This window comes from Bradyrhizobium sp. CW1, from assembly GCF_023100665.1.
GTDB lineage: Bacteria > Pseudomonadota > Alphaproteobacteria > Rhizobiales > Xanthobacteraceae > Bradyrhizobium > Bradyrhizobium canariense_D.
In genome coordinates this window covers 7,518,560-7,531,794 of the sequence record NZ_CP064684.1, presented here as the reverse complement: position 1 = coordinate 7,531,794, position 13,235 = coordinate 7,518,560, and the positions used below count along the sequence as shown (strand labels likewise).

The window sequence follows — 13,235 nt, the reverse complement described above, 5'->3', positions numbered from 1 at the left end:
GCGCACTAGGCCGGGACGACGAGGTAGAGTCACCGCATCTCGCCCCTGATCATATCCGCCGCCTTCTCGCCGATCATGATCGCCGGCGCATTGGTGTTGCCGCCGATCAGTGTCGGCATGATCGAGGCGTCGACGACGCGCAGACCTTCCACGCCGTGCACCTTCAGCGCCGGATCGACCACGGCCATCGCGTCGGTGCCCATCTTGCAGGTGCCGACGGGGTGATAGACGGTGTCGACACGCGCGCGCAGGATGGCGCGGATATCGTCGTCCGTTCTCACATCGGACGTGAACATGTCCTTCTTCTGCAACGCGCGCATCGCGGGCGTCTCCATCAGCCTTCGCGTCGTCTTGAAGCCCGCGACCATCGTCTCGAGATCCTCCGCCTCGCCCAAGAAATTCGGATCGATCAGCGGCGCTGCCAGCGGATCGGCGCTTTTCAGCCAGACGCTGCCACGGCTCTTCGGCCGCAACAGGCAGACATGGCACGAGAAGCCCGCCTCCTTGTGCTTCTTGCGGCCGTGGTCGTCGAGCGTCGCGATGATGAAGTGCAGCTGGATGTCGGGCACATCGAGGTCGGCCCGGGTCTTCAGGAAGCCGCCACACTCGGCGAAATTGGTGGTCATCAGGCCGCGCCGCTCCCGGCGGTATCGTTGGATGGCGCGGAGCAGGGATGGTAGCCGGCCGAGCGACGAATGGACGAAGTGTGGATAGTCGGAGGCGTAGACGAACACGAAATCCGGATGATCCTGCAGATTGCGTCCTACGCCCGGCAAATGATGCACGACGTCGATCCCGTGGGCGGCAAGCGCCTTGCCGTCGCCTATGCCCGACAGCATCAGCAATTGCGGTGACTGGAAGGCGCCGGAGGCGAGGATCACCTCGCGACGGGCGCGTAGCTTCTTTGTCTGCTTGCCCTGGACATATTCGATGCCGACCGCGCGCCCACTTTCGAACAGGATGCGCGTGGCATGCGCCTGCGTCTCGACACGCAGATTGGCGCGCTTGTCCATGTGGGGATGCAGATAGGCGCGCGCCGCGCTCCAGCGCTCACCATTGTGCTGGGTCACCTGGTAGCTGCCGAGCCCTTCGTGATCCTCTTCATTGAAGTCCTCGCGGATGCGGAACTGCGCCTCGCGGGCGGCCTGATGGAAGATGTCGTGGATCGGATTGTCCGCGCGCAGTCTGTTGACATGCAGCGGGCCGCCCTTGCCATGATAGGCGCCGTCGAAATCGGCGTTGTTCTCCGAGCGGTTGAAATAGGGCAGCACGTCGGCATATGACCAGCCGGCATTGCCGAGCGAGGCCCAGTGGTCGTAGTCCCATTTGTTGCCGCGGATATAGACCATGGCGTTGATCGCCGAGGATCCGCCGAGTCCCTTGCCGCGCGGTTGATAGCCGATCCGGCCGTTCAATCCCTTCTGCGGCACGGTATCGAAACCCCAGTTCGCCGCCTTGTATGGCAAAGCCAGTCCGAACGGCGTGGTGATCCGCCAATTGTCGTTCCGACCGCCGGCATCGAGCAGCGCCACGGATGTCCCCGCATCCTCCGACAGCCGCCCCGCCACCGCGCAGCCGCCGGAGCCCGCGCCCACGACGACGAAATCGAATGTGTCCGTCACTGATGTTTCCCCCTGCATTCATTCTTTCCGTCATTGCGAGCGCAAGCGAAGCAATCCAGACCTTTGCCGCGGAGGGATTCTGGATTGCTTCGCTGCGCTCGCAATGACAGGTGCTGAAACCTACGACACGAATCGCATCATCTTCTCCAGCCGCGCGATCTTGCCGCCATAAGGCGGATAGAGGTCGGCGAGGCGGTTGAATTTCGAGCGGTAGAACACCGGCTTCAGCTTGCCGAACGTGCGAAAGCCCCATTCGCCGTGATAGGCGCCGGTGCCGGATGCGCCGACGCCGCCCATCGGCTGGTTGATTTGCGCGAAGTGGAACAGACAGTCGTTGACCGTGACGCCGCCGGAGACGGTGCGCGCCAGCACCTCGTCGCGCGCAACGCGGTCCTTGCCGAACCAGTACAACGCCAGCGGCCGGTCGCGGGCGTTGACGAAGGCGATGGCGTCGGCCGGGTCGCGATAGCCGAGCACGGGGAGCACGGGGCCGAAAATCTCCTCCTGCATGGCCGCCATGTCTTCGCTCGCGCCCACGATCAGCGTCGGCGGGAATTTGCGGTGCGCCTTCCAGTTGGGATCGTCCGGCTTCGCCGGCTGCAGGATCTTTGCGCCGCGACGTGCCGCATCGGAGACGAGATTTTCCAGCCGCGCATAATGCCGGTCGGAGATCACGGAGGTGTAGTCCTTGTTCGAGGGGTCGGTGCCGAACATGCGTCGCATCTGCGCGCGAACTTTTTCGGCAAAGGCCTGCAACGCGCGCTCGGGCACCAGCACATAGTCGGGCGCGATGCAGGTCTGCCCGGCATTGAGCAGCTTGCCGTAGGCGATGCGCTCGGCGGCCTCTTCGAGATCAGCCGAGGCGTCGATGATAATAGGCGACTTGCCGCCGAGCTCGAGCGTGACGGGCGTGAGGTTACGCCCCGCGGCCTCCGCCACCAGCCGCCCCACCCGGGTCGAGCCGGTGAACACGAGATGATCGAACGGCAGATGCGCGAAGGCCTTTGCGACCTCGTCTTCGATGCCGGTGACGAGCAATTCCGCAGCGTCGAACCGCTCGGCGACCGTCTCCTTCAGCAGCGATGAGAAGTGCGGCACAAGCTCGCTCGGCTTGATAATGACGCGGTTGCCGGCGGCGAGCGCGCCGATCGCGGGCGCGAGCGTCAGCTGCAGCGGATAATTCCAGGGCGCGATGATGCCGACGACGCCGAGCGGCTGCGGCATCAGCCGGTTGCGCGCGGGCAGGAATTGCAGCGCCGTCGAAACGCGCTGCGGCGCCATCCAGCTCTTGAGGTGCTTGGTGGCATGACGGATCTCGGAGAACACCATCATGGTCTCGGCGATATTGGTCTCGACCGCGCAGCGGTGACCGAAATCGGCCGAGATCGCCTGCCGGAAGCGCTCCTCGTTGTCGGCGACGACAGTGCGCAACCGCGCCAGGCGGTCGAGCCGCTCGGCGAGGCCAGGCGCCGGCTCGGCCCGCGACCGCTCGACCATGGCATGGAAGGCGTCTTCGAGGCCCCGAAGCGGGGCGCTCGGCGGGGGGCGATCTGAGGGGCGATCCAAGGCGTGGTCCATGGCGTTCTCCCCCATTAAGTGGCGTTTCCGCCTGGTTTTGTTGCCGCAAGCTGGCCCCTTGTGGAACTTCTGGCAAGGGCCGGCCAAATAGGCCGCAAATTCGTCCACCGCGCTGTCATAAAGTCGAAAAAAACGTTCTCGCAGCCCTTTCCAAAGGCACCCCGGGTTGGTACATACCGCCCGCACCCAACGGGCTTTGCCCGGGGTTGCCTTCCAAGGAAGCCTTCGGGACGGACGAAGCAAGCCACGCGAACAGCGCCGGCCCTTCATTCACCGTCCCCGGCGCTTTCACGAAGGCAAAGCAACGGTTAACGCGGGGTGGAGCAGCCCGGTAGCTCGTCAGGCTCATAACCTGAAGGTCATAGGTTCAAATCCTATCCCCGCAACCAACGATTCTTGCGAAAGCAAGGCACCCAAAACCCCGGCCTCCGAAAGGACGTCGGGGTTTTTCTTGTTCGCGGCAAACTGAAGGATCGCGGCCAGATCGCCGCGCAGCACAATCGCCAGCTCCGCCTCTTGAGGCACAAGCGTCACCTGATCGACCAAGGTGCGAAAGACTTCCGCCGCCTCGGCCTTCCCGTCCCCATTCTGCAGGCTCTCATAGAGCGCCGCGATCCGCTGGCGGTAGATCTCCGTCGTGTTCGGATGCAGGAGGGGCGGCGGCTCTTCCGCATTCGCAAGCTGATCCTTCAGCTCGGCCTTTCGGGCCTCGAGCCGCTTCATATCCTCAACGATGGCTTCGATCGGACCGCCAGCCTTGATAGCAGCCAGCAACTTTCCGAGTTCGCGCTCGATGCGCGGAAGCTCGTCTCGCATTGCTGCGAAGCCAGCTCCACGCTCAATCCGCAACCGGTTCACCTCGCGGGTGAACTCGTCGCAGAATTCCTTGAATAGCTCGGGCTCCATTAGATGGGTCTGCAAGCCGCTGAGCACCGAGGCCTCCAGCGCGTCCCGCCGAATATTCAGCCGGTTATCGCAGGTGCCTTTGTTCCGTGTCGTCGCGCAGCCCAGCAGATCTTTCGAGATCATGGTGTAGCCGCCGCCACAGCAGCCGCACTTCAAAAGGCCGGCAAACAGATGTTTTGGCCGCCGACGCTCGTTCAACGCATTCTCGCCAGGCTCAGATGTCTCATAGGCGAGGGATTGTTGGCGGGCCTTCGCCGCATTCCAGACTTCCTGGTCGATGATGCGCATCTCCGGTACCTCCTGAATCACCCACTCGGATTCAGGATTGAGGCGTGACACCCGTTTTCCAGTATCCGGGTCTTTCAGATAGCGTAGCCGATTCCAAACGAGGCGGCCGACATACAGTTCATTGTTGAGGATGCCGACGCCGCGCTTCGGGTTGCCATGGATTGTTGACGGCCCCCATTCGGCGCCCTGCGGCCCAGGCACGCCTTCCTTGTTCAACTCAAAGGCAATCGTGCGGGACGACTTGCCGGCAACGTAGTCTGCAAAGATACGGCACACGACGGCGGCTTCCGCCTCGTTGATCGTTCGATCGCCGCGGATCGGCTCGCCATTTGCCGTGAACTGCTTCACCACGTCATAGCCGAAGCACAGCCCGCCTCCGGACTTGCCGTCCTCGACGCGGCCGCGCAGCCCGCGGCGCGTCTTGTCGGCGAGGTCCTTCAAGAAGAGCGCGTTCATCGTGCCCTTGAGACCTACATGCAGATGCGTCACGTCACCTTCCGACAGCGTGACGATACGCACTCCGCTGAACGCCATACGCTTGAACAGTCCGGCGATATCCTCCTGATCGCGGCTTAGGCGATCCATCGCCTCTGCGAGCACGACGACAAATTTGCCGCGCATCGCATCGCTGATCAGTTCCTGAATGCCAGGACGCAACAGTGACGCGCCGGAGATTGCGCGATCGGTGTAGCTGTCGACGACTGTCCAGCCTTGCTTCTCGGCGTGCAGGCGGCACAACCGCAACTGGTCCTCGATGGAGGCGTCTCGCTGATTCTCTGATGAGTAGCGGGCGTAGAGCGCGACCTTCACGAGGCGACGTCCTTACTCCGGAGGGGGGGCTCGCGTCCGGCTATCAGTTTGGGCTCGAACGAAATCCCTTGCGGCCTGTCGCGCCAGCAGTCGGACCAGATTGACGAGGCGAGGATCGGGGTTCGATGAGGCGAGCGCCGCCGGTTCGCGGGTAGCGTCGGCGACCACGCAAAGCTTTTCGGCTGTCGTGCGTCTCGGTCGCGCCACGATCGCGTCCTTGTCCTCGCGCGGAAGATCCCGCTGCGCGACAATGATGCCAAGTGACGGCGTATTGGCAAGGCAAAGATGTGTTGTAAATCAATGCCTTGTGGCGCATATGAGCAAGTGCAGGCGAGGGGCAGAGTAGTGCCGGGGCACGGGTCGACCGTTCTCGTAGCAATAATATTTTTGTGATCGCCCCCCTTTGAACAGGGGAGTCTCATCACGGTGGCAACCCCCAGCAGCCTAAATGCCCGGGAGAGGCCGTCTCTATCTGCCGGGATCGTTAACAACTCGATCAGCCTTGTGCTCCAAAGAAAACGCGGCTATATATCTGGATATAGCACGGAGGCACGCCATGAGCAACAGTGCGCAGAAGAGAGCCCTCGAGAATTATCGGTCCCGCCTGACTAAGCGTGGCATCGCTCGGTTCGAGATCCAGGCGCTCGACGCTGACCGCGATCTACTCAGATCTCTCGCCCGAAAACTGACGGAGGAAAGTCCGGAAGCCGGGCAGCTTCGTCGAACCATACAGCAGGCAGTGGCTGGTGAGCCTCCGAAAGCGGGCGGCATTCTCGCCGCGCTACGTCGCTCACCTATGGTCGGTGCAGATCTCGACCTTAGCCGTTCGCGAGAAGAGGGGCGTAAGATCGAACTGTGACGCGCTACCTCCTTGATACCAATATCATCAGCAACGTCATAAGGCCGAAGCCGTCGGCCTTGCTGCTGGCTTGGATGGGGGCTCAGAAAGACGACGACCTCTTCATTACTTCCCTTACTGTCGCCGAAATCCGCCGTGGCATCTTAGAGAAACCGAAGGGCAAGAAGCGCAGCAGCCTTGAAACGTGGTTCGCCGGCTCCGAAGGTCCGCAAGCGCTGTTTGCTGGCCGCGTCCTATCGTTCGACGAGAAAGCTGCCCTCGTGTGGGCGCGGCTGATGGCCAACGGCAAAGCCAAAGGCCGTTCGCGAAGCGCGTTAGACACAATCATTGCTGCTGTAGCCGAAGCCAATGAGTGCGTGGTCGTGACCGACAATGAAAAGCATTTCGAGGACGTTCAGATTGTCAACCCGCTCCGTAGCTCTCGGAGCCAAGAGGTAGGCAGGTGACGATAGCTCGAGCGGTCCGGCCAATTCACTTCGAGGATTTCAGCGGCACCGAGTTCGAACGCCTCGTGTTCGCCTACCACCTTTGCGATGGCTGGACTGATCTCGCTTGGTTCGGCCAGACAGGAAGCGACCAAGGGCGTGACATCGTCGGCACACGTCCGTTCGACGACCAACCGGACGAGCGCACCGTTATTCAATGCGTCAATCGTGGCAGTCTCACCCAAGCGAAGGCGGAGAAGGATATGGCCGCCGCGGTGAATGCGGTGACCGGCAAACCTGACGCCTTCAAGTTCGTATGCCGAGGCAGTGTCTCGCCCCAGCGTCGCGACGATGTTCGTTCGGCGGCCGCCAAACTTGGTGTCCCTAAAGTAGCGATCTGGTCTGGCGCAGAATTCGAGTAGCATCTTCGGCTGCGAGCTGAATTTCTCCTGCGGCGCCTGGTCGACGGCATTCCGTTTCCGGACAGCGAAGGCGAGCTGCACAATTTCGTTGATAAGTTTCAGGACGTCGATGACGAGCAAGCCCTCGCAATGTTTGTGCGCGCCTTCGACCGGCCGGCGTTTCGGACGCCGTTTCAACAAGAGAGCAATCTACACGCTTTCCAGCAGGCCATCGACGACACCATCCGAGTGCTCAGCACAGGCATCTGGCAAACGCGAGAAGGCGTCGAAATCCATCGGCTCCCCTCGCTGCATCACATCCGCGATGTGGGCATCCGCAGCGCTCTGGAGCTGACGGTCCGTGAACTGGATCAGCTTCGCCGCCGATTGTAAGCGTAGCGCCGCGGCCCTTTAGATTGTCTGTGCGCGATCTTGGGAGCACCGTTAGAAGAGTCATCTTCTGCAAGGGTGCTCATAATGGACGATCATTCGGACGACATAAGACGACCATTGACACAGCGTATCGAAGTGTACGCCGGCGCAGGCCGTAAGCAGTGGCCGGATGATTTGAAGGCCCGGATTGTCGCGGAAAGCCTTGAGCCGGGCGCGGTTGTAACAGATATCGCACGCCGGCATGGCTGCCGGCCACAGCAGGTGCATGACTGGCGGCGCCGGGCGCGTTTAGGTCAACTGGTGCTGCCAGCTGCGGCGGGTGCACTGTCGTTTGTGCCGTTGGTGTCGGAATCGTCGCCATCGGCGGCTGCCGCGCCCTCCTCATCGCCGGAAGCAGCCGTTGTGACGGTTGAGCTCCAGGGGGCACGAGTTGAGGTGCGAGGGACGCTGGCCTTGCTGTGTTGAGTGATGTGTTCTTGGCGATTCGACGGACACGTTCATGTTGACGCCGCCCGCCAGCCTCATGATTTACGTTGCGACCCGACCTGTAGACTTCAGGAAGGGCGCGGATGGCCTGGCGCTGTTGGCGAAGGAGACGCTGGGCCACGATCCGATGAAGGGCGTGGCGGTGGTCTTCCGTGCGAAGCGCGCTGACCGGGTGAAGATGGTGGTCTGGGATGGCAGCGGCCTTGTGCTGTACTGGAAGCGGCTCGATGGCAGCGGCTTCAAATGGCCGCCGGTTGTTGACGGCGTCATGCAAATGAACGCGGCGCAGTTGTCGGCGCTTCTGGCCGGCATGGATTGGACACGCATGCATGCGCCTCGAATCCCGCAGCCGAAAGCGCTTGCGTAGGACATAAAATCTTCGCTGCATCGGGGCGCGAAGCATGGCAGACTCGGGCCAATGAGTGATTTGCCTGATGAACTGCCGAGCGATCCAGCCGAGTTGCGTGCCTTTGCCGCGGCTCTGCTGGATCGCTGCGCCAGGCTCGAGCGGTTGCTCAAGCTTGCAAAAGACGCGCAGTTCGGTCGATCGTCGGAAAAGCTTGACGCTGATCAGCTCCAGCTTATTCTGGACGATATTGATCAGGCTGTCGCGGCTCTCGAAGCAGCCGAGGACCGCGCCAATCCCAAAACACGCGAGAAGAGAGCTGCCGAGCGCAGGGCCAATCGTGGCAAGCTGCCGGAGCATTTGCCGCGCATCATCGAGGACCTGATGCCCGCTGCAACCTGCTGCCCATGCTGCGCAGGCGACCTTTTTGAGATCGGTCACGATGAGAGCCAGAGGCTGGACGTCGTACCGGCGCAGTATCGCGTTATCGTCACCCGCCGCCCCAAACTGGCCTGCCGCGCCTGTCACGGCGTCGTCCTCCAGCATGCTGCTCCCGAGCGATTGATCAGGGGAGGACTGCCGACCGAGCGGCTCGTCGCGCATGTGATCGATGCCAAGTATCATTGGCATTTGCCGCTTTACCGCCAGACGCAGATGCTGGCGACGCACGGTATTGCCATCGACCGTTCCACGCTCGCCTTCTGGGTCGGCTATGCGGCCCAGGAATTGAAGCCCTTGTGGCATCGACTGCGCCAGCTTCTGCTCGCCTCTCCGAAGCTCTGTGTCGATGAGACCCCGGCGCCGGTGCTGGATCCCGGGCGCGGCAGGACCAAAACCGGCTACTTCTGGGCGCTGTCGCGCGATGACAGGCCTTGGGCCGGGCCTGATCCGCCCGGCGTGGTCTATGCCTATGCACCAGGCCGCGGCGCCGTTCATGGCTTGCGACTGCTCGAAGGCTATCGCGGCATCATCCACTGCGACGGCTATCAGGCTTACAAGACCATGATGCGAGAGACGCGTGCGGACGCCTTGTCCGGGACGCTCGCATTCTGCTGGTCGCATCTCCGGCGCCAGTTTGTGAAGATCGAGCGCGAGGCTTCGCCGGCGCCGGCGCCGGTTGCCCGCGAGGCCCTCGAGCGCATCGCCCAGCTCTACGCGGTCGAGAAAGCCCTCCGTGGCCGATCTGACGCCGAGCGCCGCGCGGGCCGGCAGGCGCATGCCCGGCCGTTGGCTGCAGCCTTGAAGCAGTGGTTTGAGGCGAAGCTTGGTCACCTCGCGCAGAAGAGTGAGACGGCGAAAGCTTTACGCTATGCACTGCGTCATTGGAACGGCTTGACGCTCTACCTTGATGACGGGCGCATCGAAATGGACACCAACGCAGTCGAGCGTGCGATGCGGCCGATCAAGCTCAATGCCAAGAACGCCCTGTTCGCCGGGTGTGACGAGGGTGCTGAGAATTGGGCATTGCTGGCGTCGCTCATTGAGACCTGTAAGCTCAACGGCGTCAGCGCCGAGTATTGGCTTGCCGACGTTCTCGCAAAGCTCGTCAATGGCTGGCCGGCGGCACGGCTGGACGAACTGCTTCCCTGGGCATCCACCTATACGATGCATGCACAAGATCCGAGGCTTGCGGCATGAGCCTCAGCACGACCGCGGTCCGGATCAAGGTGACCCTCAAGGACGTGAAACCGGAGGTGATGCGATGCCTTGTCGTGCCGCTCACGCTGCGCCTTGATCGGCTGCATCTGACGCTTCAGGCGGCGTTTGGCTGGACGAATAGCCATCTCTTCGAGTTTTTGGCTGGCGAAGGACGTTGGGGTATCCCTGATCCCGATGGAGATTTTGGCCCTCAGCCCATCGATGCTCGCAAGACGCGGCTCTCCAATATCGTTCACGAGACCGGCGCGAAGACGATCCATTATCTCTACGACTTCGGCGACAGCTGGGATCACGTGATCAAGCTCGAAAAGTGGTTCGACAACACGACAACGGAGGGACTTCCCCTCTTGCTCGAGGCCGCCGGCCGTTGTCCTCCGGAAGATGTCGGCGGTGCGTCAGGCTATACCGAATACCTCGACGCCATCCGCGACCCCACCCATCCGGAGCACGAACAAATGCGCCTCTGGGGCCCTGAGCAGTTTGATCCCAACGTCGTCGACCGGAAGGCGCTCGAGGCCGCCGTCAACGCATTGTCGGAAATATGGAAGCCGCGCCGGCGCACCACGCGTTCAAAATAGACGTCAAGCACCAATCAAATGGGCCTCAGAGCGACGCTTACCGCCGATTCAAAGCGCTGCTGCCCTCCGGAGAAATCAAGCCCTGCAGCTGCGGGAATCCCATTTGCCCAACCTTCATGCTTACCGAGGCAGCAACTCGCGAATGGACCAGGCACGCGATAGAGTGCTTGCAGCTTTCCGACGACCGTATCCCGCCTTCAAGGTCGTCCTAGAATGACGCCGCTCAGCGCAAAGATAGCCCGTCGCGACCAGATACCAACCTCGCGGAAGCGACCGCGGAACGGATTGCTGAGCAGCGCCAGGCCATCAGAAACAGGGCATACCGATAATCGGCCGCGTCGTGACTCACCGTGAGGCCCTCACTGTACGGAAGGCCGAACCCCATCGGTTGAAAGGTCGGTAGTTGAAGCCTTGGCGGTATTGCGCGCTCACCGCCACGAATGATTCCGGTGAGCGCACTCAGGAATTCGGTGCTGGCCCCATCGCTACTATCCCGGCAAGCAGCGTTGAGGAAGAATTGTCCGTCCCCGCGATATCGCCGTGGAAGGACTGTATCAACTGGCCGGCGGTTTAGAAATCAGAGCAAGGGCTCTCTGGAGATCATCAGCAACGAGCCGCGAAATTTCCTCCAGTCGCGCAAGGCCCGGCGTACGCTGCTGTATGGAAGGATCGTCCCATGCTAAGTCCAAACGGCAGTCCGGGGTCGATAGGATTTGGTCCATGCCGAAGCTTCGGAGGCGCGCCGCAGCCTGTGCGTCAGCTACTTGAGTGTCGGATTGGAATCCTGCCCTGAACAGTGTTACGAATTCTCGTAAATCGTCTCGTTGTAGGGGCTTCGTCTTTAAGGAGAAGCGCTTATCCGAGCGAAGGTTGTAAACCCAGATCCGTTCGACAGGACGATCCGATTTCAAGTTGCGCGGCTTGTCAAAGAATATGACGTTTGACTTGACGCCCTGAGCATAAAACAGCCCCGACGGGAGGCGAAGCAAGGCGTGAACTCGGCAGGATTCTAGAAGACGTCGCCGAACTGCAGATGCGGCTCCGGTTTCAAAGAGGACATTGTCAGGAACAACAACAGCCGCTCGACCACCCGGCTTCAGTAGTGCGAAGATGTGCTGCAAGAAATTCAGTTGCTTGTTGGCCGTCTGCACCCAAAAATCGGGACGGACAATCGTCAGTGTATCGTCATTCCGCGGTCCGCGGTGCTCTTGGGCGTAGGTTACACTCCCCTTGGTACCGAAGGGCGGATTGGTTAGGACGACATTGGCCTGGACTTTCGGCGGTTCTTTTAAACTGTCCTCGCACGCGATCGGCAGTTCGTCGTCGTCGTTGCCACCTACACCGTGAAGCAGAAGGTTCATCGTCGCGAGCCGCGCAACCTCCTCGACGAGTTCGACACCACGAATGGATTTGGTAGCTAGTTTGGTTCGCTGGTTGCGCGTCATTCGTGGATTTGTGCGATGCAGATAATCGTGCGCAGCTAGGAGGAAACCCGCGGTTCCACATGCTGGGTCGCAGACAATTTCACCGAGTTGTGGGTTGACGCATTCCACAATCGCTTCGATCAGCGGGCGTGGCGTGAAATATTGGCCCGCACCGCTTTTGGTGTCACGCGCGTTCTTCTCGAGAAGTCCCTCATAAGCATCGCCCTTCACATCGGTTGATAAGCCGGTCCACTCCGTCTGCCCGATGAGGTCCACGATTAGAAGGCGAAGCTTTGCTGGATCGCGAATTTTGTTTTTCGCGTTTCCAAAGATGAGGCCGAGCATGCCGCCATGCTTGCCTAGAGCGGCCAAAATGCGGGCGTATTGGTGATGCATCGCCTCCGCGTCGAGGCCGTCCAACGAGCGCCACCCATATTTCTTCGGAACAAGGCCACCTTCTTGCTCGTCTGCCATTTTCAGAAACAGCAGATACGTCAGTTGCTCAACGTAATCAGGGTACGAGAGGCCATCGTCTCGCAGAACGTTGCAGTACTGCCAGAGTTTTCGGATGAGAGCAGTTGCTCCCTCAGAACTTGCGCGGCTGTCTGTCATTGGGGCAATCTCAGTACAACGTCACGTACCCACCAGACATGTCTGAAGGATTCGACGTATACCCGCGCAGCAGACGAGTATTCTTCACGCTGATCCATGAAACTATGCAGGTCCCGAATGGAATCCTTAAAAGCCTCACTGGCCACAGGCATACCGTTGAAATCGGGTGGAGCCTCACGCTGGCCCCTTTCAACAGTGCGCTCGACGAGGTTGTACAGCGTCACGCGGGCATCTACGAACTTCGGCCAATTTAGATGCAGACCTAAACGGCTCGCGTCGATCTTGGCTTCGGCGATTGGATTGTTTCGATATTCTGGAGAAAGATCGATTTCACCATTCGGTTTGAACGATAGCAAGATCGGATCACCGGGATGGGTAGGATCGAGCAGCGCTGGGCATTCTAGGTTGATATTGTCTGTAGGGGCAGACGCTCGAACTCCCGCCGGAAGAAGTGGAAAGTGATCAGCTTTGCCGCCAACTATCCTCGTGCCTGGCGTACGCCGAGGTCGGTTCGCACGTTGGCAGCTGAGGCGCATGTTTCGCCAGTCGAAAGCAAGCCAATAGTAGCCGGGATGACCCCGATCCTCCTTCACCGCGAGTTTCGGCCGAAAGTGATCGATATCGTTGTCCGCACCCGGGGTCTTGCATTCGGTGTACCAACATTTGCCGAACGAGACCGTTTCGAATGCCTCCCGGAGCGCTGTCCAGCGCGCCTGATGGTTGTTGATTAGCGCGGCTCGGCGCTTCGGATCGGCCTCAGCCACGACTGCCTGCTGCGCGGCATTTAAGTCCGCCAACAGGTCACGGATATGGGGAACAATCGCCTCGAGGTTGATGAAACGCATCTC

Annotated in this window: 13 protein-coding genes, 1 tRNA gene and 1 pseudogene; 10 read left to right on the top strand and 5 right to left on the bottom strand. The window is 60.9% G+C overall.

Translation table 11 applies throughout. The annotated features are described in order from the left end of the window. Positions 1-29: 29 nt before the first annotated feature. Positions 30-1,622 carry a choline dehydrogenase gene (locus tag IVB54_RS36110; protein ID WP_018457561.1) on the bottom strand — a complete coding sequence of 531 codons (1,593 nt, stop codon included), beginning with the start codon at positions 1,620-1,622 and terminating at the stop codon, positions 30-32. A 120-nt stretch (positions 1,623-1,742) separates the two neighbouring features. Continuing rightward, positions 1,743-3,200, bottom strand: coding sequence for a coniferyl aldehyde dehydrogenase (locus IVB54_RS36105; protein ID WP_247776964.1), 1,458 nt, complete (start codon positions 3,198-3,200; stop codon positions 1,743-1,745). Positions 3,201-3,512: 312 nt separating this feature from the next. Here IVB54_RS36105 and IVB54_RS36100 point away from each other — a divergent pair. Beyond that, a tRNA-Met gene (locus tag IVB54_RS36100) sits at positions 3,513-3,589 on the top strand. Positions 3,590-3,596: 7 nt separating this feature from the next. Next, a complete protein-coding gene (locus IVB54_RS41885) occupies positions 3,597-4,094 on the top strand; it encodes a hypothetical protein (RefSeq protein WP_026233397.1) in 498 nt (165 codons plus the stop codon). Between the two features lie 36 nt (positions 4,095-4,130). Here the strand turns inward: IVB54_RS41885 and IVB54_RS41880 are convergent. Next, positions 4,131-5,204, bottom strand: a pseudogene (locus tag IVB54_RS41880) (recombinase family protein); the annotation flags it as partial. Between the two features lie 556 nt (positions 5,205-5,760). Here IVB54_RS41880 and IVB54_RS36090 point away from each other — a divergent pair. From IVB54_RS36090 to IVB54_RS36055, 8 genes are all read left to right on the top strand, one after another. After that, positions 5,761-6,063, top strand: coding sequence for a hypothetical protein (locus IVB54_RS36090; RefSeq protein WP_026233395.1), 303 nt, complete (start codon positions 5,761-5,763; stop codon positions 6,061-6,063). Further along, a complete protein-coding gene (locus IVB54_RS36085; protein ID WP_018457557.1) occupies positions 6,060-6,509 on the top strand; it encodes a type II toxin-antitoxin system VapC family toxin in 450 nt (149 codons plus the stop codon). Before IVB54_RS36090 ends, IVB54_RS36085 begins: the two co-directional genes overlap by 4 nt. Further along, positions 6,506-6,910, top strand: coding sequence for a restriction endonuclease (locus IVB54_RS36080; protein WP_018457556.1), 405 nt, complete (start codon positions 6,506-6,508; stop codon positions 6,908-6,910). The genes IVB54_RS36085 and IVB54_RS36080 overlap by 4 nt, the downstream gene beginning before the upstream one ends. A gap of 129 nt (positions 6,911-7,039) precedes the next feature. Next, complete coding sequence (locus IVB54_RS36075; RefSeq protein ID WP_018457555.1) at positions 7,040-7,282, top strand: hypothetical protein; 243 nt, start codon at positions 7,040-7,042, stop codon at positions 7,280-7,282. Positions 7,283-7,366: 84 nt separating this feature from the next. Further along, positions 7,367-7,747: a transposase gene (locus tag IVB54_RS36070; protein WP_247296276.1), complete on the top strand. Its 381-nt coding sequence runs from the start codon at positions 7,367-7,369 to the stop codon at positions 7,745-7,747. Positions 7,748-7,781: 34 nt separating this feature from the next. Further along, positions 7,782-8,135 (top strand): IS66 family insertion sequence element accessory protein TnpB, encoded by a 354-nt coding sequence (gene tnpB, locus IVB54_RS36065; protein WP_247296278.1) that lies wholly within the window; start codon positions 7,782-7,784, stop codon positions 8,133-8,135. A gap of 51 nt (positions 8,136-8,186) precedes the next feature. Beyond that, entirely contained in the window at positions 8,187-9,752 is a 1,566-nt protein-coding gene (locus IVB54_RS36060; RefSeq protein WP_247776963.1) for an IS66 family transposase, read from the top strand. Then, on the top strand, positions 9,749-10,351 hold the full coding sequence (locus IVB54_RS36055) for a plasmid pRiA4b ORF-3 family protein (protein WP_085394294.1): 603 nt from the start codon (positions 9,749-9,751) through the stop codon (positions 10,349-10,351). Before IVB54_RS36060 ends, IVB54_RS36055 begins: the two co-directional genes overlap by 4 nt. A gap of 554 nt (positions 10,352-10,905) precedes the next feature. On the opposite strand, the gene IVB54_RS36050 is transcribed toward IVB54_RS36055, so the two are convergent. Then, entirely contained in the window at positions 10,906-12,387 is a 1,482-nt protein-coding gene (locus IVB54_RS36050; protein WP_018457258.1) for a class I SAM-dependent DNA methyltransferase, read from the bottom strand. Beyond that, a complete protein-coding gene (locus IVB54_RS36045; protein WP_245288461.1) occupies positions 12,384-13,232 on the bottom strand; it encodes a hypothetical protein in 849 nt (282 codons plus the stop codon). The genes IVB54_RS36050 and IVB54_RS36045 overlap by 4 nt, the downstream gene beginning before the upstream one ends. Between the last annotated feature and the right edge of the window lie 3 nt (positions 13,233-13,235).

Bases quoted from the DNA above. Each gene is read 5' to 3' on its own strand.
- IVB54_RS36075 (WP_018457555.1), top strand. From the start codon at position 7,040: ATGTTTGTGCGCGCCTTCGACCGGCCGGCGTTTCGGACGCCGTTTCAA.
- IVB54_RS36105 (WP_247776964.1), bottom strand. From the start codon at position 3,200: ATGGACCACGCCTTGGATCGCCCCTCAGATCGCCCCCCGCCGAGCGCC.
- IVB54_RS36060 (WP_247776963.1), top strand. From the start codon at position 8,187: ATGAGTGATTTGCCTGATGAACTGCCGAGCGATCCAGCCGAGTTGCGT.
- IVB54_RS36055 (WP_085394294.1), top strand. From the start codon at position 9,749: ATGAGCCTCAGCACGACCGCGGTCCGGATCAAGGTGACCCTCAAGGAC.
- IVB54_RS36050 (WP_018457258.1), bottom strand. From the start codon at position 12,387: ATGACAGACAGCCGCGCAAGTTCTGAGGGAGCAACTGCTCTCATCCGA.
- tnpB (WP_247296278.1), top strand. From the start codon at position 7,782: ATGTTGACGCCGCCCGCCAGCCTCATGATTTACGTTGCGACCCGACCT.
- IVB54_RS36090 (WP_026233395.1), top strand. From the start codon at position 5,761: ATGAGCAACAGTGCGCAGAAGAGAGCCCTCGAGAATTATCGGTCCCGC.
- IVB54_RS36045 (WP_245288461.1), bottom strand. From the start codon at position 13,232: ATGCGTTTCATCAACCTCGAGGCGATTGTTCCCCATATCCGTGACCTG.
- IVB54_RS36070 (WP_247296276.1), top strand. From the start codon at position 7,367: ATGGACGATCATTCGGACGACATAAGACGACCATTGACACAGCGTATC.